Origin of the sequence: Pseudoalteromonas sp. J010 (genome assembly GCF_003934235.1) — a bacterium.
GTDB lineage: Bacteria > Pseudomonadota > Gammaproteobacteria > Enterobacterales > Alteromonadaceae > Pseudoalteromonas > Pseudoalteromonas peptidolytica.
This window is the reverse complement of sequence record NZ_RDBW01000009.1, coordinates 54,317-79,514: the sequence shown is the minus strand read 5'-3', so window position 1 is coordinate 79,514 and position 25,198 is coordinate 54,317. Positions and strand designations below refer to the sequence as shown.

Here is a 25,198-nt window from a genome sequence, read left to right as displayed (position 1 = left end):
TTTAGCGGTTTTCCTTTAGCGCCTCATCTATTTTTTTTGCTCTCTCGTCCATTAACTTTTGTACGTCTTGGGTGTCCTTCATTAACTGCTGTACCGCAGCAGGGTTTAACGCTGTCGGTACTATTTTTGAAGAGGAGTTATTGGGCTCTTGTTCAGCCTTGGCGGCAAGAACACTTGTATCTTCAGCTGCTATAACTGTAATTTTACTCTCGTCTATTTGATATGCTTGAGAATGACCATGCGGGTTTGGCTTATCAGAATAATGCCACTGTCCCTTTGCATCCTGCCAGCGATATACTTGTGTATGCGAACTCGACACTGGCATACTGTCACCTAACAAGTCGTTTGTATGTGATTTGACTTGATCCATTGCATCTATTCCTTGGCGCTTCAACTCATTTGCATTGTGTTCTACCGACTGGGTTATCGACTGCACACTTAACCAAGGCTTTCCATCTGGTCGTTTGAGCACAAATAAACAGGCTACTGCGACTAGCATGACCATAATCATCAAATAACTCGCGGCTTTCATTTTCATCTCTTCATTGTCCTTTGAGCCCATACTTTAGCAGTATCTTTTTAAATTGTTCAGTCTTTTTAAAGTCAGTTAGAAAATGATTAAAATCATCGCAAAGCGTTTTTGCTTTTTGACTGTATCCAAATTGTAATTGCAATGGTGCAACATCAGATATACCTTGAATCACTAGCTTCTCATCAAAATGAGCGTGTTGTAGCTGGTACCAACGTAGGGTAGGTCTGCCAATAATAGTAAAAGCGATTGCCTTATGCCCCCTCCGGCGAGCACAGATAAAACATCATGCTCAGAGTAATAATCTTTCCTTTGTAACTGGTCATGTTCTAAATACGGCTCCAACTGAGGGTAGGTATAGCCAAAACGCCCAAGAAACAAATGCGATTTTACGTCCGTCATATCAAAGTGTTCGGCTTGTTTATGTGTCACGATCACATCTTCAATAACATAAAGGGGCTCACTCCAGCACATCGGAGTTATACCTCGATACCACAGCTCTGATTCCATTCTAACATCAACTGTTCCCTTTTCGATTTCAACTGATGAGCGCCTTTCGGGGTACAGTAGATAATTGATTTTATATCGATACTGCGCTGCGAAGAGTTTAAACACATCAATAATAAGCCCTTGCTCAGCGCCATGCTCAATAATAAAAGGAGGGTAATATTGAATGGCAAAATTAATATGCTCCTCACTACTAGCAACACGCCCCGATACAACAGCTAGCAAAGTGCAAAGACATGTACAGAAATAACCCACTTTTACAAACGAGATCAAAGCCACCTCCTCGACTTTGATTAAGCAATAGCCTAAGTATGACTGATAGCCACCAATTTCCAAGTTAATGGCTTTGATAATTCGGCTCAGTTATATGAAGCATACACACAAAAATAGACGAATACGCGTCTTTGGGTAACATTGTTTTTTCAAAATTGACTGGATGCTCAGATGAACATAACAAGGAGAGTATTCATGAAGTACACACCGCGTTGCTTGGTGATACTCAAACTGTAGAGCGCGCTTGTACCGCTCTATCCTCGCCCACAGCAGCCAATTAAGGTATAAGGTGGCTTGACCTGCATGGGCGAGGCGGCGTCTTTTATGCAACAATGCTCACGATATGGTAGCCCGAGGTTGAAACGTTGGCGTAGTTGGCATTAAATACCATCACCATCAATATGTAACCCACATTCGCGATTCAGACCAAAGAAGCGCGTTTCTTCCTCAGTCATACCTGGCTCGAGCTTGCGAGTAGTATGTACATCCCCCATTGATACATAGCCCTGCTCCCACAGTGGATGGTAAGGCAGATCAAATTTGGTGAGGTATTGGTATACATCTCGATTATGCCAATCAATGATAGGGTAGAATTTAACAGTTCCTCGACTTAACTCAACAATCGGTTTGTCAGCGCGTGTCGCAGACTGTTGTCGGCGCAGGCCACTAAACCATGTACCTGCATTAAGCTCACGCAATGCTTGAGTCATGGGCTCCACTTTATTTAGGGTATTATACTGCTTAATCCCCTCTTCACCTTGCTCCCAAAGCTTGCCGTATACTGCTTCTTGCCAAGCTGGACTTTGTTTAGCGCGGTATATTTTAAGATTCAGTGTCAAGCGCTCGGTCAACGATTCAATAAATTGATACGTTTCCGGAAACAAGTAGCCCGTATCGGTCAGTACCACTGGAATATCTGGTTGTTGTTGAGTCAGAAGGTGTAGCATCACCGCTGCTTGAATACCGAAACTAGAAGACAAAAAGTGAGTATCCGGTAAATTTTCCAGTGCCCAAGCGACTCTTTGCTCGGCTGTTTTATCACTCAATAAGGCATTAGCATCAGCAAGTAACATTTGCTGGGTTGCACCATCAAGAGTTAATATTTGTTTAAAATTACTCATTTTCTCATCCAATGGGCAGCTTAGCTGCCCGTTCTAAGTCAAGCGTGGAAATCAGTTTTTGATACTTTGACTTCCGCAACAATTTCTTTGCGGATAACATAATCACCAAAACACTCGCCTTCGTTACGCTCTTTAACCCACTGCCCAATCAGCTCATCAAGAGCGGGAAGAAAGACCTCTTCACCGACATTTTCCAAGTACAGTTTAGGAATACGAGTACCCGCGCGGTTACCGCCTAAATACATATTGTATTTACCAGGTCCTTTACCCACGAATCCAACTTCAGCTAACATCGCTCGGCCACAGCCGTTGGGGCAGCCGACTACACGAAGGATAATATTCTCTTCAGCAACCTCATGCTTGGCAAGCAACCCTTCTACCTTTGTCACAAGCTCAGGTAAATAACGCTCCGCCTCTGCCATCGCAAGTGGACACGTCGGTAGCGATACACACGCCATCGAGTTTTTACGCTGCTCTGAATGCTCGCTATCTATCAAACCATGCTCGCGGGCAATTTGTTCGATTTGCGCTTTATCCTCAGCTGCAACTCCAGCAATTATTAAGTTTTGGTTTGCTGTCATGCGGAAATCCCCTTTGTGGATCTCTGCAATTTTGCGACAACCTGTTTTAAGCGGTTTATCTGGGAAATCTAAAATACGACCATTTTCGATAAACACCGTTAAGTGATGCTTACCATCAATCCCCTCAACCCAACCAAAACGGTCACCACGGTGGGTAAATTCATAAGGACGGCTTGGCTCAAATTTCATACCGGCACGGTTTTCAACTTCCGCTTTAAACGCCTCAGTGCCAAATGTATCTAGCGTATATTTAGTTTTTGCATTTTTACGGTTTACTCGGTTACCCCAGTCACGTTGCACGGAGACCACATGCTCAGCAACGGCAAGCGTGTGCTCAAGCGGAATAAAGCCAAGGTCATCAGCTTTGCGTGGATAGGTATTCACATCACCATGGGTCATCGCCAAACCACCACCCACAAGCACATTAAAGCCAACTAGCTTGCCCTCATCTGCAATAGCAACAAAGTTGAGGTCATTAGCATGCACGTCTACTTCGTTATTTGGTGGTATGGTTACCGTGGTTTTGAACTTACGTGGTAAATACGTATCACCCAAAATCGGCTCGGCCGTTGTTTCCGTTTTTTCACCATTCAACCAGATCTCCGCGTAAGCTTTGGTTTTTGGTAGCAAGTGTTCTGAAATTTTAGCCGCCCACTCGTACGCTTCTTGGTGTAACTCAGACTCGACCGGGTTAGTTGTACATAACACGTTGCGGTTTACATCACCTGCCGTCGCAATAGAATCAATACCTACGCTATTCAGCAGCTGGTGCATCCCTTTGATGTTTGGCTTCAATACACCGTGGAACTGGAAAGTTTGACGCGTTGTTAGACGAATGCTCCCATACATAGTTTTATCCGCTGCAAACTCGTCAATCGCCAACCACTGATGTGGTTTAATGATACCGCCAGGCATACGAGCGCGAAGCATCACGTTATGCAGTGGCTCAAGGCGTTGCTTAGTACGCTCAGGGCGGATATCGCGGTCGTCTTGCTGATACATACCGTGGAAACGGATCAATTGGAAGTTATCCGCAGTAAAGCCACCGGTTAGCTGATCGGTCAGATCCGTTGAAATTGTGCCACGTAAGTGGGCACTTTGTGACTTCAAACGCTCATTATCAGAAAACTTTGCGTTTGCATCGAGCTTACTATTCGGTTTGATTTCAGAATTGCTCATTGTCTTTCCTACATTAAAATTGGCTGACGGTATAACAAGACGTGTTAGTAAACGTCTTTCTGATAACGGTTTGCGCTGCGCAATGCTTTAAGATATTGCTCAGCTTGTTCATCATCTTTCCCTCCATGGGTTTTAATGATGTCGATAAGTGCTTGATGTACATCTTTAGCCATTCTAGTGGCATCGCCACAAACGTAAAAATGGGCACCCTTTTCAAGCCAAGCAAACACAGCTTCGCCTTTCTCTCTCAACCTATCTTGCACGTAAATCTTTTCTGCCTGATCACGGCTAAACGCTAAATCTACATGGGTCAATAGACCCGACTTTACGTATTTTTGAATTTCTACTTGATATAGGAAATCTTCAGTGAAGTGTGGATTGCCAAAAAACAGCCAGTTTTCACCTTCAGCGTCTCGTGCTTCACGCTCTTGTAGGAAGGCTCTGAACGGCGCGATACCAGTACCTGGCCCTACCATAATCACAGGTGTTGTATTGTCACTCGGCAACCTAAAGTTATCATTATGCTCACTGAATACTTTAACTTTAGCCCCTTCTTCAGCACGATTCGCTAAGTAGCCTGAGCAGCCGCCGAAGTGTTTTTCACCAAAAGCATCAAACTCCACTAAGCCAACGGTGAGGTGTACTTCCTCTTCAACTTCCGCTTGACTTGACGCGATGGAATACAAACGCGCTTGCAATTTACGACAGCAATCAACCAACGCTTGCGCCTCAATGTTCGCAGGGTTTTGTTTAATCACATCAAAGATCTGTCGCTCTTCAATATAGGCACGTAATGCCGCTTTATCGTTTGCAAGTGCGCTTAGTTCCTCATTCCCAGTCGCTATCGCATATTTTTCAACAAAGCCTGGATATGACTGTGTTAGCTCAAGATGCTCAATTAAGGCTGTTTCTACTGAAACAGTTAGGTCACCCAGCTTGACAGTTTGCGCTTTATCAAGGTTAAGCACCTCAAGAATAGCAGCCACTTCTTGTGGATCATTTAAGAAGTACACGCCAAGAGAATCTCCTGGTTGATAAGTAATATCAGAGCCTTCAAGTGAAATCTCGATATGACGAACGTCTTTACTGGAATTTCTCCCGGTTATTTTTTGAACCACATTTAGCTCTGCTGCAAACGGATTTTGTTTGGTATATTGACTGGCGGCAGGCTCTGGCATGCCAAAGGGCATGTTGATGACATTACCACCTCCGGTTTGCTGCGCTTTGAGCTCTGGCTCAAATATATCTAATGCTTGTGTTATCCACTCTTGTGCTTGCGCTTCATAGTCTACATCTAAGTCAATACGGGGGACGGCAATCTCAGCACCTAACGCGCCTAGGCGCGCTTCAAAATCTTTTGCTGTCTGGCAGAAAAATTCATAACTGGTATCTCCAAGACCGATAACAGCTTGTTTCACGCCAGCAAGTTTAGGGGCTTTTTTACTCACCAAGAATTCATGTAATGCTTCAGCATCTTCAGGCGGTTCACCATCACCATAAGTTGAAACAGCAATCACCAAAAACTTTTCTTTTTTTAGGTTAGCTGGTTTGTAATCTGCCATATTAACGAGCTTGGTCGTCAATCCCCGCGCTTCAGCTTGGGTCTTGATAAGCGTTGCGACGCCTTTTGCGTTGCCAGTTTGTGAACCATATAAAATAGTTAATGGTGCAGAATCACCAACACTCGCAGTTGCTTGACCAGCTACACCTGATAAAGCAGCTGAATTGGCTGTCGCTGCTAAGTAGCCACTCACCCATGCCTGCTGGATTGGATTTAGCTCCCCAACTAAGCCTTGTAATTTTTGCAGTTGTTCATTTGTCAGCGGACTTGCTGCAGCACTAAGTTGACTTAACAACATCATGGATCCCCGTACCCAAAAGGTTTGCTTGCTCATTGCATCATTGGCTCGCTCACAGCGGAGCCTGCTTTTATAAGCCTGAAGCATACGTGGCAAAAGATAAGATCAAAAAGAATAGAATCTGCTTTTATATTCCTTTTAGTTATTGAAGATGAAAAAGTCCAAAGAAAATAACTTAAAAGAAGTGCAATATTTAGCCTTCAAAAGTATTAACATTGCCGTAACAGAGTTGATGTAAAATCAACCTGTCAAATAGACAAATCAATAATATAGATAATGATAATAATGAGAGTAAAAATGAAACACGGGAAATATAAACACCTGCTCATCGGGTCGTGCTGTTCACTATTGAGCCTAAACGCCACTGCACAAGTGCAAAATGGCAGCTTTGAAAGTTGGAGTGGACAGGCTCCAAGTGGATGGACGACGATTGATTCTGGGATAACGCTATCTTCAGTCACAAGCCCTGTAAAAGATGGCAACTATGCTGCCGCAATTCAGGTTAATACTGCAACTCAAAGTAGTACAGACTTGCAACAACAAGTTAATGTTGAAGCGGGAAAAAGCTATCAATTTAGCGCATGGGTTTATCATACTGAGGGTGGTGTCAAAGCAAGGTTAGTGGTGGATGGCTATCATGGTTACTCAGACCAGTTCAATGTCGGACAATGGCAGCAGATTAATCACACCTATACAGCAACCGCAACGACTACTATCAATGTTGGTTTACGCTTTTATGATGGAAGTGGCTTTGATGGCAGTGAAACCGTTTATGTTGACGGCTTTGCACCAAGTAATGTGACGCCAGAACCACCGACAAGTTGTCAAAGCAACAGCTTAAATCTTGCTTTGATCACTGATAACTATGCCAGTGAAACCAGTTGGAAAATTACCAATACCGCAGGTAGTACAATGGCAAGTGGCGGTAATTATAGCAACAACCAATCCGTTAACGAGGGAATTTGCCTTGCCGATGGTAATTACACCTTCACTATTTTAGATAGCTACGGTGATGGCATTTGTTGTAGCAATGGTAGTGGGCAATATACTTTAACACATGGCTCTAAAACGATTGCATCTGGGGGACAGTTTACCAGCCGTCAAGACCATAGCTTTAGCCTTGGTAGCACGTTACCACCACCAACGGGAGATGGATACTACGCCACTACCGCGGGGCTAAGCGGTTATGCACTTAAAACGGAACTGCACCGTATCATCCGAAATCATCAATCTCAGGGCTACTCGGCAATTTGGGGCTTCATAGATCAAAGTGAACGAGATAACTACTTTGAAAAAGATAATAGTATTCTTGATAGGTACTCTGAAAAACCATCGGTAAGTGACAGCATCACTTATGTTTCAACCGGTTCACAGTGTGGCACCTACCGTGTAGAAGGAGACTGCTATAACCGTGAGCACTCTTTCCCTAAATCTTGGTTTGGCGGAAAAGTAGAGCCGATGAATTCAGACATCCATCATATTTTCGCCTCTGATGGTTATGTTAATTCAAAACGGAGTAACTTCCCTTTTGGTGAAGTCGGCAGTGCCTCTTACACCTCAAGTAATGGTAGTCGCGTAGGTTCTGCTACAGGTATTAACTATAGTGGTACAGTATTTGAGCCTATCGATGCTTTTAAAGGTGACTTTGCTCGCGCCTATTTTTATATGGCAACACGCTATCAAGATGTTATCGCTAACTGGCAAAATAACACCAGCTATAGTGATGCTGTATTAAATGGCAGTCAGGATCAGGTGTTCGAGACTTGGGTTGTTAATATGCTAAAAAGATGGCATAACGAAGATCCTGTTGATGCGCTTGAACAAGCTCGCAACCAAGCGGCTTATGAATTCCAAGGGAATCGTAATCCTTTTGTAGATCACCCTGAATTTGTTGAAGCAATTTGGTAATGTAAAAGTCTACAATTAGACTTTACAACCTAGTCCTCCTTACGAGGAGGACTAGTCTACACAACTTATCAAAAGTTGCTGAGTGGTGTTTCACTAACGCGGATTTATCGTCAACGGCTCTAAAGTTATCTTGGCGTTGCCGCTTGCCCCCATATGGTCGTTATAGCGTTGGCCTTCAAATAAGGTGTAGTACACATCAACGTAATCATCGTCATTAGTAAACCAGTGACTTGGCATGGCCTTTATCAATTGGTTGGTTAGCTGTGGGATCAGCGCATATCCTTGAACGTTTGGATCAGGGATCGCACGCATCACTTGTGTCACAATATCTAAGAAAGTTGTCGCCAATTCTTGATAATTGGTGTTGTCATCCTGTTCCATCAATAACAAATCAGCCGCTTGCCAACGATATCTTTCCCAGTGAATGATAATTTGATTTGGTGTGTAGTCTCTACCATCATGATCTAGATATGGCATATCAACAATATCAAGTACAGGCTCGTCGCGCGAAGGGTTAACACCTGTCACAATACCATATACTTCTGCTGCGCCAGACACCCAAGGCTCTTGGTCATTATTCAACCTAATCTTTTTTAGCACACTGGTAGAAATCGGCGTAGCTTCGTCATTAGTCTGCATTTCAGCCGATGGCATCATCATTCCTTGCTTTGCAAATACTCGCTTCATGACCTCAAGCCCTTCAGCTTTGGTTTTCTTTGCGTCAAGCTCCACGATAAGCACTGGCCGCTCAGGCATCTTGTGTGCATCCAGTAAATGCAATTGTCCATGTTGATCGAATGCTTCGACATATTGCCACGACTTATCATCGCCCTTGGGGGCAAATGCGATTAGAGGCACTTCACCTTGCTGCCATTTTGTAAGCATTTGGCTTGAGGCAATACGTAGTTGATAAAGGTTAGACGTGTTATCAGTTAACCCTTTCAACGCACGAGTGTATTGACTAGCCTCTGTCATTAACTTTGCAGCCGCCCCACCAACTTGTAATTGTTCTAATGAGATAGTGTCTTGGTATTCACTAAGCTGGGTCTGTACTTGAGTATTAATTTGATGCAACGATAGTGCTAAATTTTTTGCTATCTGTTTCTTTATATCTGCCACCTGAACAGGTGCTGCGTTAAAAACATCAAGCCCTTGAAGTGAGCTGTAAGCATTTGGCGTCTGTGCAGCAGCTACGCTTGAAAAAGTTACACTACCAAGCATGGCAAGTGTTAGGGTAGAAAGTGTTACATGTTGTTTCATCTTGCGTTCCTAGAAATAATCCGTCTTAGTGAACAAACAAGATAAAACAACAGGAATAATTTATCAACAAGTTAACAACATTAACATATAAAACAATTTATTCTAAGTTTTAGAGTTTTTATTCTTCAATTGGGTAGAGCGTTATTTCTATTCCAGCACCAATTGCAGAAATTCTGAGCAACGTATCAACATGCAGTGCTTGAGAAAAGCACTTTGGAGACTTGCCAGAACTAAAACCAATATCAAAGGTGCGTTTTGTGCAACTAAGCCATTGCTTTAATGCGACCTTGGAGCAGGACTCAATCAGCTCACACAGCTGGTTAATCGCCTTATCAGGTGTTAGTTCGGTAGTATTCGCTTCAATTCTAGCCAACTGACGATAATCATCTTGATCATAATGCAACACGATAGCGTTTTTCTTCAAATCTGAAACTAACGTACTGATATCTTGCTTAGACTCCAGTTCCAAATCGACATTTAAAAATTGAATTTCAGACATGTGTTAAAAGCTACCTTGTAAAACTAAATGTTATAATGGCTTAATAACCTGAGATTTTGTAAAAGTAAGCAATTACCTAATCTACACTTAGGTTATCCAGAATGCGACAATGTGACGCATTCTACACTGCGTATGTTATCGTTATCATATTCACGAATAACTAGAATAACATATTGTGATGATTAAAAAACTGCTAAAGCCTGCCCGTAAACTCCATAAATATCTTGGCTACTTACTCTTCCTCCAGATTTTTGCCTGGCTGCTTGGGGGCTTAGTGATGAGTGCTATTCCTCTAGAAAAAGTGCATGGCAAACATCTTGCTTTGCGCAAACTCGATAATCCGTTTTCCTCTGCTGACTATCGTGCTGACATCAATAAATTAGTACAGCAGTCAACGAAGTTGGAGCATATCCAGTTTAGTCACTTTCTTGGTTTACCTATCATCAAACTAAATCATGACGAGACACAAGTATTTAATGGCATAACTGGCGCCCCTCTGGCAGCACCTAGTAAAATGCAAATAATTCAGCAAGCTGATAAACATGTATTAATCACTGCACAGGTGAGTAGCGCGACACACCTTACCCAAGGGCCTAGAGAAATAGGTTATAGAAAAAACGTATGGAAAGTTGAGTATGGTGATGCGCTCAATACCACACTTTATCTGAGCGCAAGCAATGGAGAAGTCATTACTGTGCGTAGCAGCCTTTGGCGTATTTTCGATTTTTTCTGGATGTTACACATTATGGATTACGACGAACGTGAGGACTTTAATAACCCATTACTTGTCTCATTTGCGGCAACAAGCGTCTTTTTCTGCATAACCGGTTTATTGCTATTACTACAGTCTCCTCCTTGGCGTAAACGCCGACGGTATACATAATACGGCGTGTACCGCCCTATTTAGTTGTTAGTATTGATGAGTTTTTTGATATAGTGATATTCCCTGTATTCCACCCTAAGGTGAGAGGTTATGTCACGCTTTTTCTACATTATAGTGCTCTACTTCTTTGCACTAACCGCCAGTGCGCAAGATTTCAGCTCTTTCTCACAAGCTAAGAAATATCTTTCAAAACAGATCACTGAAGATAGCCGCACCTTATATTGTAACTGTGGTATCACCAAGCGGGGTAAAAAGCTGGTACCCGACACCACAAGCTGTGGGTATGCCGCTAGGTTGCCTTATACAAGAAACGGTAAAGAAAATGCTCGAGCAAATCGCATTGAATGGGAGCATATAGTCTCGGCATGGGAGTTTGGTCATCAACTGCAATGTTGGCAACAGGGAGGTAGAAAACACTGTCGAAAAGTGAGTGAAAAGTTTAGAAAAATGGAAGCTGACATTCACAACCTCGCCCCTGCTATCGGCGAAATAAATGGTGATAGATCTAATTACCGTTTTTCTATGCTCCCTAATACCGAAGCAAATTATGGCGCTTGCCCTGTTAAAATCGACTTTAAACTACGTCGTATCGAGCCGCCTTACTATGCAAGAAAACGCATTGCTGACGCCTATTTTTATATGGAAAAAACCTATGGTTTGAAAATATCGACTCAACAACGAAAGTTATTCACAGCTTGGCAGAAACAGTGATTGCTAGATGAGCAAAGCGATGCTAGCTTTTAGTTATACAACTAAAACAGGAACGTAAATACGATGCAACGTATTACTCTAGTTTTCGCATCAACAGTGATAAGCCTAGTATTAGCAGCATGCGGAGGCGGCGGTAGCGACTCCTTAGGCACTGACAACCCTGGCAATAATACTGGGCAAACCGAGCCGCCAATTTGGACATTTAACCAATTTTCACCTTCGAGCCAGTTCATTAATTACTGTGCAACGCCACGCACTGGCACCGACCAATTCAACAACGACCAACCTTATCCCGATAAGGTTGGTACCGCTATGCACGAAAAGATGTGGCTCCGGTCTTTTACCAACGAAACTTACTTATGGTATGACGAGGTCATTGACAACGACCCTGCACAATTTGACACGGTTACTGATTACTTTGATCAACTGAAAACGAACCAAAAAACGCCTTCAGGTAACGATAAAGATCAATTTCATTTTTATGAGTCTTACGATAGCTTCCAAAAGCAAGCGCAAGCTGGGTTCACAACTGGCTATGGTATTCGCTGGGCAGTAATCTCTACTTTACCGCCACGCAACTTTACCGTTGCTGCGGTGGAGCCAAACTCTCCCGCCGCTGCCGCAGGCATTCAACGAGGCGATAAAGTATTATCCATTGATGGAGTCGACTTTATCTCCAGCTCTGACAGTGCCACACTCAATGCAGGGCTGTCTCCTGCTCAAAGTGAACAGCATGAGTTCGTATTTGAAGACCAAGCAGGTAACCAAAAATCGGTTACTTTGACCTCTGTAGATTTCAAAACATCCCCCATTCAAAATGCTCAAATTATTAACTACGCGGGTAAGCAAGTAGGGTATGTGCAATTTAATCAGTTTATTCCAACCGCTCAAGATGGTCTAATCGAGGCGTTCAACCTATTCAAAACAAGACAAATCGATGACCTAATACTAGACATGCGTTACAACGGCGGGGGTCGTGTAATTATGGCGGCTCAGCTAGGTTATATGATTGCTGGGAATAATAGCCTAAACAAAACGTTTACGTTTAGTACCTTGAACGACAAGCGCACCGCAGAAGAAGAACGTACAGAGTTCGAGTCCAGAGTAATTAACTGGGCTGAAAACACCTTTACATCGACCAATTTACCAACTGTTTCCCTCCCTAGAGTGTATATCCTCTCAAGCCGAGGCACAGCATCTGCAAGCGAGAATGTGATCAACGGATTACGTGGTATTGATGTTGAGGTGTTTCTCATTGGCACCACTACGAGAGGTAAACCATACGGATTTGTACCAGCACAAAATTGCGGCACAGTTTACTACACAATTCAGTTTGGCTCAGAAAATGCCAAAGGCTTCGATGACTATGCTGATGGCTTTACACCCTCAGGAGCGTCCAGTAATGGTGAGATAGGTTTGTCGTCACAAGTACCAGGTTGTATTGTGGCTGATGACTTCTCAGAGTCACTCGGCAGTCAAAATGAAGATTTGCTCGCCGCTGCACTCTCTCATATAGATACTGGTAAATGTCCTGAGGCTATCCAATCAGCTCCGAGGCTTGCACCTACGCAATATGGACAAGGAGATAGACCAGGTAATGCTGTGACGTTGCCACATTACCCTCTACGCGATAACGCAATCTTACTGAAGCCAAAGGAGTCACAGTGATCCGCATATTGTATTAATTGCGCTACTGTCTACAGGAAGTGCGAGCGAGAATGCACTTACTTGCGCTTCCTAATAAGCAAGCATAAAAAGCCAAACTAGCTGGGGTCTGTTAACCTTTCCTGTTTGATTTTTTTATCCTAAATATGGTTGCTCGACTTACCGCCTAATAATCTAAGCAAAAAAGAAAAGCGTGCGCTAAAGAGCTGTCAGTTGTTAAAGTGGCGCTTTAGCACCTCACATAACGCTTGTACTTTTGCTGTGCGATGTACTAATACATGGGTGACTAACCATACCTGACTACACCACCTTAGCTCCTCTTTTAGTATCGGCAGTAAATCAGGGTAGCGTCTCGCAACATTGTGCTGAACACCGCCAATACCAAGGCCATTCACAATTGCCCGTGTAGCATCTGATGTTTCAGATACTCTGAAGGTGACTTGAGACTCTGCAATATGCTCATCGACCCAAGCAAAATAAGGGACTCTAGCATTAAAACCAGTCACCCCCGAGACGAAATTATGCCCCTGTAGTGCGTCTACTGTCGTCGGTATTCCCATACGCTTAATGTAATCGGAGGACGCGTATAATCCAGCTTCTAAAGTAGTCAATTGTTGCACCACGTAATCTGGTTCATCCGGTTTAGATCCGGCTCTTACTGCAACATGTGCTTGACCGTGATCTAACCGCAAACGCTTTTGATCAAGCAACACTTCTAGTTGCACCTGGGGATGCTGCTGCTGAAAAGCAAGACAAGGCTCTGACAATATATCCATAAAACCACTGACTGTCGTCACTAATAGCTTGCCTCTTAGCTGACTATCTGATGCAACGATTGATGTACTCAATTCCATCAAACGCTCGTCGATAATCGTCGCCGTTGCTAACAGCTTTTCCCCCGTTTGTGTCACTTGATAGCCACGAGCATGACGGTGAAACAAACGCGTACCTAACTCTTTTTCTAAGTTATTAATACGCCTAAGTACTGTACTGTGATGTATGTGCAGATACTCAGCTGCTGCAGACAGCGTGCCGAGCTTCGCTACTGTGTAAGCGACTTTGAGATCTTGCCAATCTGTGAATTTATCCATAACCACCTCTGTGCATATATGCACACAAGCTTTGCGTTTATTCAGCTTTTATGCAAGTGAAATTTTGCTACTATAAATTCAACGAAACAAAATAAGGTATAAGCAAGATGACTACAGCTAAAATTATCGCTCTGGCAGGCAGTTTAAGAAAAGACAGCTATAACCAACTTCTCATTCAAGCCGCGGCAAATTATGCACTGGAAAGTGGTGCCGAGGTAGAGGTCGTAAAATTACGGGATTTAGATATTCCAATGTTTGATGAAGATCTAGAAGCTCAAGGTACACCACAAGGTGTTCAACTACTCAAAGAAAAGCTTCGTAATGCCGATGGGATCCTATTGGCTAGCCCTGAATACAACGGCTCATTTACCGCCGCGCTCAAAAACGCAATTGATTGGGCATCGCGTACAGAGCAAGGTGCAGTACCTGCGTTTAGAAACAAAGTTGTTGCACTTTACGCCGCATCACCCGGTGGCCTTGGCGGCTTGCGTGGTTTAAACCATGTTCGTGACGTACTATCAGGAATTGGCAGCCTAGTACTGGCAGATCAGCTCGCGGTTCCAAGTGCATTTAATACCTTTGACGAACAAGGTAAAATTAAAGACCCAGATCTAGCAGAAAAAGTTTCTAACCTTGCTCTGCAACTAGTATCTGTTGCAAGTAAACTAAAATAACGGACAGATAGCTTTGCATATATCTTGCTATGGACGTTTAGCTCATGCACACTAAGCGTCCAAAGCAAATGACAACTTTAACCAAACAGGTAATAATACCAATTTGACTTAATGCTTGCTCAATTTGAAGGAGTCAATCTGACGCTAACCACGTTAAAAATTTCTTATTTAAAGCAATTAAATAGCAAAATTTTTGCCTAGTTATCGACAAGATTTTCTCGCCTCAAAATAGACCACTTAATTAAGAAAATTGATATAACGCTAAGTTTCGATAACGAACACCTCTTTGGTTGCCGGTTTTATCGCCTGTTGTATTAATCTCACTAAACATGCTCGCCAGTATTTACAGTGAACGTTACAGGGCAATCAGCCAGCTCTTCTCAACTTTAGGCTAAGTAGATAGCTCGCAAACTGGCATTATGGACAGGAATAACAGGAGCTAGCTTTGCAAAGCAATCACAGCCATCTATTTACCCCGTTTTTGCAACATCACTTTCATTGTATTCAGTTTGACCCAGATAGTTATTCTGAGCAGTCTTTTGAGCAACATAACATCTTCCTTCCTGATACTTTAGAGAAAGCAGTTGCAAAGAGAAAAGCTGAATTTTTAGCTGGAAGGATCTGCGCGAAAGCGAGTTTAACAGCATTAGGTCATGATAATTTTACCGTACTGAACGGCTCTGACCGCGCCCCAATTTGGCCTAACAATGTAGTCGCGAGTATCACCCATACCCGTGGAATTGCTGCTGCTATTGCCACTAACAATACGCATACCATTGGTTTAGGTATTGATATTGAAAGAGACATGAAGCCAAAACAAGAAATCGAATTACAACGACAAATTTTACATCCGGCTGAGTTCGAGAGCTTTCGTGGACTAGCAAAACACGTACATTGCCCGTTAACCGTCATCTTTTCAGCTAAAGAGAGCATCTACAAAGCACTTTATGGTACGGTAAATCGATTTTTTGGATTCGATGCAGTGAAATTGAGTCAATTCGATACCCATACCTTGTATTTCACTCTTATGGAAAATTTACATCCACAATTGAGCATGGGTCAAACTATCAAAGTATTTTATCAATGCACGACAGGATTGGTTTTGACCGAGTGTGAATACCATATCACCTCAGCATGACATAATGAATAAACGCCCCGCTGGGCGTTTATTCATTATGTTCAATTTTTGCTTAGATTACTGGGCGGCAAGTTGAGCGCTGCGACCAAAACGCACTCAGTGGAACAAAAATCAAATAGCAAGGGTCAACAGACCCTAGTTTTACGTTATACCAATTTGCTTAATTAAGTGGTCTATTTTGAGGCGAGAAAACCTTATCAATAACTAGGCAAAAATTTTGCTATTTAGTTGTTCTAAATGAGAAATTTTTAACGCTGTTAGCGTCAGATTGACTCCTTCAAATTGAACAAGTAATGAGTTAAATTGGTATTATTGAAACACCACGTTTTCACTGCCTGCCGCAGCTTTAAAACGCACGATCAATTTCTCACAATCTTTCAAAATCTCTGATTCCAAACGCTCTTCTGCTCGCCAGCGCTGACTGTCCATTTTATAGATTTCTTTTTTAGAGTATTTCTTGCGTGCGTCATGAGTCGGCATTTCCTTAACCTCCTCATACATCTGATAGACACCAGGGTAATCTAGCTGTAAATCCACCTCATTATCAAAGCTATATTGAGAGATAAGCACCCAGACTCTGAGACAGCCTTCAGAGTACTCACACTGTTTCTCTTTCATCGCCCGGGCGATAAGGTTTACGCTATCAGCTATCTTGCTATTGCGCTGTTGACGCGATTTCTCTAATTCTATCGCTTTTTCTTCACGATGCTTGGCAATTTTTTCTTTTTGCACCTTCAACTGCCATAGCAATTTACCAGCGTAAAATGCCAAACCAGCAATGATCACAGCGCCGATAAAAAGTGCGACAATCCATGCAGTGTTCATTATTTGTTATCTTCCTCTAAGTCATCATCTAGCCATTCATTTGCTAAGTCATTACTCATAAATTGATCTAACGGATCATCTTCTTCCATGTCACCTTCTTCAAATTCATCATCAATACCTAAAAGTTCACATAATTCTTGATGACGTGCAATACCACGATTGAAGTATTTAGCATCTTTGCCTGTGAGTAATTCACCCTGCTCATGGCGCTCAAGTAACGACATTAGACGTTCGTCATTTTCAAGTTGCTCTAACTCTTGCTCTGGCGTCAGCACCTCAGCGGCGTTATGTAACTGCGCTTGCGGCTGTAAATGACGCTTCATTTCAGGTTGTGTATTTTCTTTAACCGGTTGCGACTCAACCACCAGAGAAATAGGTTTTTTACTTCCAGTTCGAGGATCTTTTTTTGCTGTCACTTCAGACTGCGCTTTTGGTGATATGTCTGGCGCATTTCTTGAACCAGGCTTTTTACCTTTCGTTTTTTTATTACGCATCTCTTTCATTGCGCGTAACTCTTGAAGCTTTTCTTTACTTAACCTAGGTGTACCGTTGGTCGCAATTTTACGTGTCTTTTTCTTTCTGGTCATAATCAATTACTCGAAATTCTGGCGTGTATTACGCTTGGTGAGAATGATGACATCATTCCCTATAAATTCTAAATCACAATCTTGTTGCGCAGCAAAATACGCAAAGGTTTTCTGACTAAAAAACGAAATATGTGTTAAGTCATTCTTATAATGCCAATTAGCAAAGCGCGATTTATCTATCACGAGTTTAGTCATTAATACGAGCGGTTGCCCGCAATCTAGCAGTGCTAATAATTGCTGTAGTACCTGTCTTGGTTTGGCAAGGTGCTCCACCACTTCGGTACTAACAATAAAATCATACTGTTGTTTTAGCACCTCGGGATTATTGGCGTAGTACAAGTCAAACAATGAAACTTGATGTCCTGCCTCTTCCAACATTTTTGCAAGCAAGGGGCCAGGTCCACAACCAAAATCTAACCCTAAACTTGGCTTCGATAGGCGAGCTATTAGCGGTTCAGAAACCCGAGTTAAAAAGCGGCGATAGCCTGCATCTTCCAAATCATTCTCATGACTATCATAAATCGCTTTTTCTTGCGCTGGTGTTAGCCTTGAATTTGGATCCGCCATAACCAGATGGCAGCACTGACATTGCCAATATAGTCTATGTTTGTCTTGGTGATAGGTTTCAAGCTGCTCACCTAGACATAGGCCACAACTTATCAGAGTTGAATCTTGCAATGGTTAACAATAATTGCTTAATAAGAATGCTATTGTATCAGGTAAGCGAAAAGCAACCAAATAAAAAGGCGGCAGAGATTACTCTCTACCGCCTACTAATCTGAGCGTCACAACTGGACACTTCTCCCTTCGACTTTTAAGCCTTATTATTCTTATTTTATTGTCGTCCGTATTGTTTTTATTTTAGACTTCCGTGACATTTCCATATTGTTATTGTTATGAGACTTCCATGAATTTCTTATTTTCGGTCTTCCTAACGCTTTCTTGATAGTCCTTTGTATCAATCTAGATACTAAATATTGCCACCTACGCTTCCGTATCGCATTGTCCCTTTTTTTGTATTGCTTGGCGACAACGAATAATTTACGCTCCTGAGCCTGAGTTACAACTGTTCAATAACAAATTTCTTACCTTAAATTTTTTAATCAAACAGAAATCATATTGATTACATTAACTTACAATGAACCAAAGCTTAAAATTAAGCTAAAACTTACAATTAAGCAAAGACAATATCTCACAGAAAAAGTGAGATATATCTCACATTTTAGGATATAAAAAAAGGCAGCGTGTGCTGCCCTTTTTTCAATAGTAGGAGTTTACAACGAGCGCCATAAACTCAATATACGACTTTAGTGTAGTCCACCTAAATATTTTGATAGTACTTCGATATCTTTGTCAGTAAGCTTTTTCGCGATGTCACGCATCATGCCGTTCATATCGTTATTGCGAGTACCGTCGCGGAACTTTTCAAGCTGGGCTTTGATGTACTCAGGATGCTGGAAAGATATCTTAGGAAATTTAGCCAATGATGTACCATTGCCTCGAGGACCATGACATGCTGCACAAGAAGGGATCCCTCTTTCAGCATCACCCGCTTTATATAATTGCTGACCAACAGCAACCACATCTTCAGGTGTTGTACCAGCAGACATAGATAAGGTAGAGAAATACGCAGCTAAGTCTTTCATATCTTGATCTGAAAGAGGCATAGCCATACCACTCATTACCGGATCCATACGCCCTTCTTTACCACCTGAGGTCATTCCTAGCTTAAACTCTTGCAGTTGCTTGTAAATATAATCGGCATGCTGTCCTGCAATTTTTGGATACATAGTCACAGGGGCGTTGCCATCTGGACCGTGACATGCTGCACACGTTGCAGATTTCGCCTTACCTGCTTCTGCGTCACCATCGAATGCCGATGCGTTGCTTGCTGACAACGTACCAAGCAACATTGTTAAAGTTAATGCTATTTTTTTCATGGTAAATTCTCTGTTTCCGACCCTGTAATTTGCACCCATGCGAACTAAAGTCGCTCTCTTTATCGCTTGGGTAAATAATACCAATCAGTACTAAAATTAGGTTGTTATCTTAATCAGATGAATCTTACATGCAGTACTCAGCAATAATAACGCCAAACAGCACCGATCCACCCAAATATGCCTCGTTCAGTAGTGACTACTGATGGGTATACTCTTTAGATTGACATTGCAATTTCTACATTCTACACGATATTACTTTCTCTGGCACGTTTTCTGCCCATATTAAGCTTATAATTTACAGGGATTTGACCTAGATTAATTAATAATGGCGCATCAATCCCCGCCTTACGCTCAAAAAGCAGCACCCATAACTGTTAGCGTAACGCTTTTGGTTTCAGCCAGACTGTTATAAAATACGCAATTCAATCCGCGAAAGTTTAATCAGTTAGGAGTCAGCGTGCTAAAATCTCGCGTGAAATATAATCAGGCACAGTTTATTACCAGTGCCCCAGATATCAGTAAACTACCACCGGATACTGGAATTGAAGTGGCTTTTGCGGGTCGTTCTAATGCAGGTAAATCAAGTGCTCTCAATACATTAACCGATCAAAAGCTTGCTAGAACGAGTAAAACCCCCGGCCGTACCCAGCTTATTAATACCTTTTCTTTGGGCGAGGACCAGCGTCTTATCGATTTGCCTGGCTATGGCTTTGCCAAAGTACCACTAGAAATGAAAAAGAAGTGGCAAAAAGCATTGGGTGAATACCTACAGCGTCGTAAATGCTTAAAAGGGATTGTGGTGCTAATGGATATTCGCCACCCGCTGAAAGATCTTGATATGGATCTTATCAATTGGGCAATTAGTAGCAATATACCCGTGCTTGCGCTACTGACCAAAGCGGATAAGCTAAAACAAGGTAAGCGCAAAGCTGAAGTGCTTCAAGTTCGCCGTGCCTTAGCAGAACTAAATGGCGACATAACGGTACATGCGTTTTCGTCTTTGAAAGGTATCGGCTTGAACGAGCTGGCTTGGAAATTAGACGATTGGTACCTAGGCCCTTTTGTTAAAGACAAGACTGAAGCTACAGAGTAAAAAGCGCCATAACGAAATAGAGGCGCGCCTATCCGAGATAGAAGCGCGTCTTTGCCGACATTAGATAAAATCCATTTTTATCTTCTTGCAACATCTCCACCCACTGGTAGTAGACATTTCGTGACACTCTAGCAGTTAATCCGTAATTGAGCCGCAAAAAGGGAATATCAACGCCATTTACTCGTTCTAGCGCCAGTGGAAACATGCTACTAATCGGCCATTCACGTCCTATGTTGTCCACAGCAATGATGCACGGAACAAGTGACAAACGTGAAGCATGTTCACAAAAGTACCACTGCTCAATCACAAAAGGATGTGCCATCACCTTCACAATGCAGCTTTCTGCCGGAGTTTTTAGCCAATAATGTGTTCCATCATAGCTTAATACACTCGCGAATAACGCAACGAGCGATGCTCTTTTTATCTCACTTTTTTGATGAAACCAGCGTCCATCCGTATCAATCACTATCTCGGAAAAGCCACACGAAGGTGCCGACCAGCTTTCTGTCGGCGCATGGGCTGTCACATACTGTGCAATTAATTCATCAATTTTGTTCATCAAAAACTAAATTAAAGGTGATAGGCACACTGGTGGAAATCGTTTTTAACCCAGCGATCTTAGTGAGCGCTTCAATCCCCGCACTAAAACCAAACTGTGTTGCATCCAGTACAACCGCGTTTACTGGAGTAACGACTAAACCGTCAGCATTTTTAGTCACGAGCAAGTCTAGGGTGATCTCTTGAGTTTGACCGTGAAGCGTCAGCGCAGCATTAACTCCAGTGACCGTCTGAGGCCCCATAACTAAATTACTAAGTGATTTAGAGACATTGGCCGTTATCTTCGCGTGTGGATGATCCGCAACATTGAATAACATGGTTTGCATCCGCTCGTTACGGATGGGGATCATGGTTTCTACACTGGCAAGATCAATGTTGATCTCAAGTTCACCTTGCTTAGATAGCGAGCCTGCTATTTTCTTGAAATGATGTACTTCCGCAATATGTGTCTGTTTCACAGAAACAAAGCTGACATTACTATGTTGTTGATCAAGCTGCCAAGACGCAAAAGACTGAGCAGAAAAAAGTGCACTACCTAACAGTAGGTATTTAAGCATGACGACTTCCTTATTAATTGAGAGAACATAACGTTTGTGCACCCAGTGTAAAACGCAGTTAAAATTAAATAAAGCCCTTCTCGCTAAGGGTTTTAATACCTAGTTGCAGACTATTGCTGAAAAGGAAATTTAGACGATAATTGGAAGACACTAAAGCAGAGAAAAAGACGGCTCGTCAAAATAACGAGCCGCTATAGCAATCTGGGGAGAAGCTATCAATACACTGTATCCTCTTACGAGAGATACATCATCAACAGGATGTCCTACAGGATGAGGACGGCGCGAACTCTAACAAATAGATGTCCAGAAATAAACACCAAAAAGCAAAACTTAAGCCAATTTGATAAACTTTCAACGTTAAGTTTTTTTTTGTTACTGGAGATTAACAGAAGCTACAAATTTAAGACGCTATACCGCTAGTGTTTACTTGCACACATAAGTTAAGTCATTCACAAAAAAACCGTATCACCTAGAAAGATGATACGGCGCTAATACAATAAAGTTCGCGGCTTTGCCTCTCGTGGTAAGCAGTGAGTTAATCCGCTAAGTCACCTAAGCTCAGCAGGCGTAATATCACACTAGCCAGAGTTTGTTGCTCAATACACGGCAAACTTGTGCATCAATAGCTCGGGATAATAGCTGCAAGAGAATAGGTTATTATCCCGATTTCTGGTTAGTTAGTGTGCCTGTTCCCAATTATCACCACTGTCAGCTTCTACTAGTAACGGGACATCTAGTGATGCTGCAGCACTCATTAACTCACAGATCTTTTCACTGTACTCTGCCACTTTGTCGCTATGGACTTCAAACACCAATTCATCATGCACTTGCATCAATAATTGAATGTCGTCACGGCTGCACGTTTGCAGCCACTCATCCACTTTAATCATGGCTTTTTTAATAATGTCAGCAGCAGTACCTTGCATAGGAGCATTAATCGCAGCACGTTCAGCAGCCTTTCTGCGAGCACCATTACGCGCTTTTATATCGGGTAAATACAAGCGTCGGCCAAATAAAGTCTCAACATACCCTTTCTCGGCCGCTTCTTCCCTTGTACGTTCCATATATTCCAGCACTCCAGGGAAACGTTCAAAGTAAGTATCCATATAATGCTGTGCTTCGTTTCTTGGAATATCGAGTTGTCGCGAAAGACCGAAGGCACTCATGCCATAAATCAAACCAAAGTTAACCGCTTTAGCTTTTCGACGCATATCTGATGTCACTTCTTCAAGCGGCACAGAAAACACCTCTGAAGCTGTAGCACTGTGCACATCTTTTCCTTCTGCAAAAGCGCTAAGTAGCCCCGTGTCTTGAGATAAGTGCGCCATGATCCTAAGCTCAATCTGGCTATAGTCTGCTGCAACAATTTGTTTGTTGGTGTCTGCAACAAATGCTTGGCGAATACGACGACCAGCTTCATTGCGAATTGGAATGTTTTGTAAATTCGGATCACTTGAACTTAAACGTCCTGTCGCCGTTACAGCCTGATGATATGAAGTATGTACACGACCAGTATCAGCATTCACTAACTTCGGTAGTTTATCAGTGTAAGTAGACTTCAACTTCGATAAACCGCGGTGCTCGATGATAAGCTTAGGCAATGGGTAGTCATGCGCTAACTCTTGCAGCACCTCTTCCGCTGTTGACGGCGCACCCTTTGGAGTTTTCTTGATCACCGGTAGCTCAAGCTTGTCGAACAATATTGCCTGCAGTTGTTTGGTCGAACTGAGGTTGAATTCCTCACCTGCAATTTCAAAAGCTTGCTGTTCCAACTCTCCTAAACGCTTCTCTATCTCAACACTTTGTTTTGCAAGCATATCACCATCAATGTGTACGCCTGTGCGTTCAATTCGAGACAACACGCTTAATAGCGGCAATTCAATCTCTGTGAAGACCTGTTTTAGACTATTTTCTTTCTCAATTAATGGCCAAAGGTGTTGATGTAACCTAAGCGTAATGTCAGCATCTTCTGCTGCATAAGGTGCCGCTTTTTCCAACTCAATCTGGTTAAATGTCAGTTGATTCTTGCCTTTGCCCGCAATGTCTTCAAAGCTAATTGTTTTATGACCCAGATATTTAAGCGCCAATGAGTCCATATCGTGGCGAGTTCCCACGCTGTTAAACACGTACGACTCTAGCATAGTATCAAAAGCGATTCCGTTTAGCTCAAGCCCTGCACGGGCAAGTACACTTTGATCGTATTTTAGATTTTGACCCACTTTTTTGATCTGGGGATCGGCAAGTAATGGCGCCATCACCTCAAACACCGCTTCTTGGGTAAGTTGCTCTGGTGCGCCGACGTAATCATGATGGATGGGTAAATAAGCTGCTTCACCCGGTGCAATAGCAAAACTCATTCCAACCAGATCCGCTTGCATATAATTAACACTGGTCGTTTCGGTATCAAAAGCGATTAAATCAGCAGCTTTTAGTTTGCTAACCCACTGCTCAAGTTGTGCTTTTGTAAGGATCGTTTCGTAGTGAGTTTCTACTTGGGCTGCCGCTGGTGCAGATCCCTCCGCTTCAATGGTAACGATATCTGATTGTTGTTGACCATCCAATAACTCAGCCAGCCAGCGCTTAAATTCACACTCACCATACAGCTCAATCAGGCGATCTTTGTCCATTTCTGCAATTTTAAATTGCTCTAGATCTTGCTCAACCTCACAATCAAGCTTAATCGTTGCCAATTCGTATGAGAGCTTCAGTTGTGCTTGATGCTCTTCTAGCTTCTTCGCCATGGTTTTGGAACCACGGAAACCCAAATCAGCGATTTTATCTAGATTATCATACAGTGAGTCTATCGACCCTAACCCTTGAAGCATGGCAAGCGCAGTCTTTTCACCCACTCCAGGTACACCCGGAATATTATCTACTTTGTCACCCATCAGCGCGAGATAATCAATGATCAGTTCAGGACCGATGCCAAACTTTTCCACCACGCCTGCGGGATCTAAAATGGTGTTTGTCATCGTGTTGATCAAAGTAACATGCTCATTAACCAATTGCGCCATGTCTTTATCACCTGTACTTATTAGTACGTGACGACTTTGCTCTGAGGCGATTTTAGAGAAGGTGCCGATCACATCGTCAGCTTCTACACCACTGATACTGACAAGTGGCAAACCCATTGCTTTTATAATTTCATGGATTGGTTCGATCTGCGTTCTGAGATCATCAGGCATAGGTGGGCGATGTGCTTTGTATTCGCTGTACATTTCATTACGAAAGGTTGGCCCTTTTGCGTCAAAGACTACAACCATATGACTAGGCTGATATTGCTTCAGTAAACTCTTGAGCATATTTATCACGCCATAGATTGCCCCCGTCGCCTCACCTTTTGAGTTAGTTAAATGCGGTGGCGCATGATAAGCACGGAACAAATAGGAAGAACCATCAACCAAGATCAAAGGGTTTTGAGGGATCTGAGACATAAATATTGGATCCTAAATTAGTCTTTTACAGAGTAGAATGTAAGGATGCCACAAGGCACAAGATAAAACGAGTTTCACGTTAGCCTATCATTTGGATATTGCAAGTTGAGCCTGTGGATAACTTTGTAGACAAACACGAAAAATTGCTCCAGAACTTTCAACTTGAAGTCAGAGTACGATATAAGGCTTTGGTTTACTTGCGTTTTTAGAGCTTTTTTAGTTGTTATTATCTTTAGCCATTTGTGGATAAAGAATTTTATTGGCCACACATTTTAGAACGTATGAACAAAAAATAGCCTGATTTTCTCAAGCGGAGGAGTATACTA

Annotated in this window: 22 protein-coding genes; 7 read left to right on the top strand and 15 right to left on the bottom strand. The window is 42.5% G+C overall.

The genetic code is table 11. The annotated features are described in order from the left end of the window. Position 1 precedes the first annotated feature (1 nt). From EAG18_RS06260 to EAG18_RS06240, 5 genes are all read right to left on the bottom strand, one after another. Positions 2-538, bottom strand: a complete 537-nt coding sequence (locus tag EAG18_RS06260) for a DUF4124 domain-containing protein (protein ID WP_125251532.1) — start codon at positions 536-538, stop codon at positions 2-4. Between the two features lie 165 nt (positions 539-703). Further along, positions 704-1,309: a hypothetical protein gene (locus EAG18_RS06255; RefSeq protein ID WP_275557238.1), complete on the bottom strand. Its 606-nt coding sequence runs from the start codon at positions 1,307-1,309 to the stop codon at positions 704-706. Between the two features lie 380 nt (positions 1,310-1,689). Then, entirely contained in the window at positions 1,690-2,430 is a 741-nt protein-coding gene (locus EAG18_RS06250; RefSeq protein WP_125251531.1) for a phosphoadenylyl-sulfate reductase, read from the bottom strand. Between the two features lie 38 nt (positions 2,431-2,468). Continuing rightward, complete coding sequence (cysI, locus tag EAG18_RS06245) at positions 2,469-4,190, bottom strand: assimilatory sulfite reductase (NADPH) hemoprotein subunit (RefSeq protein WP_125251530.1); 1,722 nt, start codon at positions 4,188-4,190, stop codon at positions 2,469-2,471. A gap of 44 nt (positions 4,191-4,234) precedes the next feature. Continuing rightward, complete coding sequence (locus EAG18_RS06240; RefSeq protein ID WP_125251559.1) at positions 4,235-6,049, bottom strand: assimilatory sulfite reductase (NADPH) flavoprotein subunit; 1,815 nt, start codon at positions 6,047-6,049, stop codon at positions 4,235-4,237. A gap of 297 nt (positions 6,050-6,346) precedes the next feature. Between EAG18_RS06240 and EAG18_RS06235 the strand changes: the two genes are divergently transcribed. Continuing rightward, positions 6,347-7,957 carry an endonuclease gene (locus EAG18_RS06235; RefSeq protein WP_125251529.1) on the top strand — a complete coding sequence of 537 codons (1,611 nt, stop codon included), beginning with the start codon at positions 6,347-6,349 and terminating at the stop codon, positions 7,955-7,957. A 93-nt stretch (positions 7,958-8,050) separates the two neighbouring features. Here the strand turns inward: EAG18_RS06235 and EAG18_RS06230 are convergent, their stop codons facing one another. After that, entirely contained in the window at positions 8,051-9,217 is a 1,167-nt protein-coding gene (locus EAG18_RS06230; protein WP_125251528.1) for a DUF3103 family protein, read from the bottom strand. 118 nt (positions 9,218-9,335) lie between these two features. Beyond that, positions 9,336-9,716 carry a hypothetical protein gene (locus tag EAG18_RS06225; protein ID WP_125251527.1) on the bottom strand — a complete coding sequence of 127 codons (381 nt, stop codon included), beginning with the start codon at positions 9,714-9,716 and terminating at the stop codon, positions 9,336-9,338. Positions 9,717-9,894: 178 nt separating this feature from the next. Here EAG18_RS06225 and EAG18_RS06220 point away from each other — a divergent pair, with 178 nt between their 5' ends. The 3 genes from EAG18_RS06220 (at position 9,895) to EAG18_RS06210 (ending at position 12,978) form a co-directional block, all read left to right on the top strand. Beyond that, complete coding sequence (locus EAG18_RS06220; protein WP_125251526.1) at positions 9,895-10,599, top strand: hypothetical protein; 705 nt, start codon at positions 9,895-9,897, stop codon at positions 10,597-10,599. 90 nt (positions 10,600-10,689) lie between these two features. Beyond that, positions 10,690-11,310: an endonuclease gene (locus tag EAG18_RS06215; RefSeq protein ID WP_125251525.1), complete on the top strand. Its 621-nt coding sequence runs from the start codon at positions 10,690-10,692 to the stop codon at positions 11,308-11,310. A 63-nt stretch (positions 11,311-11,373) separates the two neighbouring features. Continuing rightward, positions 11,374-12,978, top strand: coding sequence for a S41 family peptidase (locus EAG18_RS06210; RefSeq protein WP_125251524.1), 1,605 nt, complete (start codon positions 11,374-11,376; stop codon positions 12,976-12,978). A gap of 206 nt (positions 12,979-13,184) precedes the next feature. Here the strand turns inward: EAG18_RS06210 and EAG18_RS06205 are convergent, their stop codons facing one another. Next, complete coding sequence (locus EAG18_RS06205) at positions 13,185-14,066, bottom strand: LysR family transcriptional regulator (RefSeq protein WP_125251523.1); 882 nt, start codon at positions 14,064-14,066, stop codon at positions 13,185-13,187. A gap of 107 nt (positions 14,067-14,173) precedes the next feature. Here EAG18_RS06205 and EAG18_RS06200 point away from each other — a divergent pair, with 107 nt between their 5' ends. Continuing rightward, the gene (locus tag EAG18_RS06200) at positions 14,174-14,740 is read left to right on the top strand and encodes an NAD(P)H-dependent oxidoreductase (RefSeq protein WP_125251522.1); all 567 of its coding nucleotides are present in this window, start codon (positions 14,174-14,176) and stop codon (positions 14,738-14,740) included. Positions 14,741-15,185: 445 nt separating this feature from the next. Then, positions 15,186-15,878: a 4'-phosphopantetheinyl transferase superfamily protein gene (locus tag EAG18_RS06195; RefSeq protein ID WP_125251521.1), complete on the top strand. Its 693-nt coding sequence runs from the start codon at positions 15,186-15,188 to the stop codon at positions 15,876-15,878. Positions 15,879-16,187: 309 nt separating this feature from the next. Here EAG18_RS06195 and EAG18_RS06190 read toward each other — a convergent pair whose 3' ends face one another. From EAG18_RS06190 to EAG18_RS06175, 4 genes are all read right to left on the bottom strand, one after another. Next, the gene (locus tag EAG18_RS06190; RefSeq protein ID WP_125251520.1) at positions 16,188-16,703 is read right to left on the bottom strand and encodes a DUF2489 domain-containing protein; all 516 of its coding nucleotides are present in this window, start codon (positions 16,701-16,703) and stop codon (positions 16,188-16,190) included. After that, complete coding sequence (gene yihI / locus EAG18_RS06185; RefSeq protein ID WP_125251519.1) at positions 16,703-17,290, bottom strand: Der GTPase-activating protein YihI; 588 nt, start codon at positions 17,288-17,290, stop codon at positions 16,703-16,705. Before yihI ends, EAG18_RS06190 begins: the two co-directional genes overlap by 1 nt. Positions 17,291-17,296: 6 nt before the next feature. Further along, the gene (locus EAG18_RS06180) at positions 17,297-17,968 is read right to left on the bottom strand and encodes a methyltransferase domain-containing protein (RefSeq protein WP_125251518.1); all 672 of its coding nucleotides are present in this window, start codon (positions 17,966-17,968) and stop codon (positions 17,297-17,299) included. Between the two features lie 629 nt (positions 17,969-18,597). Continuing rightward, complete coding sequence (locus tag EAG18_RS06175; RefSeq protein ID WP_125251517.1) at positions 18,598-19,230, bottom strand: c-type cytochrome; 633 nt, start codon at positions 19,228-19,230, stop codon at positions 18,598-18,600. Between the two features lie 457 nt (positions 19,231-19,687). Here EAG18_RS06175 and yihA point away from each other — a divergent pair, with 457 nt between their 5' ends. Beyond that, positions 19,688-20,323, top strand: coding sequence for a ribosome biogenesis GTP-binding protein YihA/YsxC (gene yihA, locus EAG18_RS06170; protein ID WP_125251516.1), 636 nt, complete (start codon positions 19,688-19,690; stop codon positions 20,321-20,323). Positions 20,324-20,351: 28 nt separating this feature from the next. Here the strand turns inward: yihA and EAG18_RS06165 are convergent, their stop codons facing one another. The 3 genes from EAG18_RS06165 to polA form a co-directional block, all read right to left on the bottom strand. After that, positions 20,352-20,882 (bottom strand): DUF1285 domain-containing protein, encoded by a 531-nt coding sequence (locus tag EAG18_RS06165; RefSeq protein WP_125251515.1) that lies wholly within the window; start codon positions 20,880-20,882, stop codon positions 20,352-20,354. Then, entirely contained in the window at positions 20,869-21,438 is a 570-nt protein-coding gene (locus tag EAG18_RS06160; protein WP_125251514.1) for a YceI family protein, read from the bottom strand. Before EAG18_RS06160 ends, EAG18_RS06165 begins: the two co-directional genes overlap by 14 nt. A 677-nt stretch (positions 21,439-22,115) precedes the next feature. After that, a complete protein-coding gene (gene polA / locus EAG18_RS06155; RefSeq protein ID WP_125251513.1) occupies positions 22,116-24,872 on the bottom strand; it encodes a DNA polymerase I in 2,757 nt (918 codons plus the stop codon). Between the last annotated feature and the right edge of the window lie 326 nt (positions 24,873-25,198).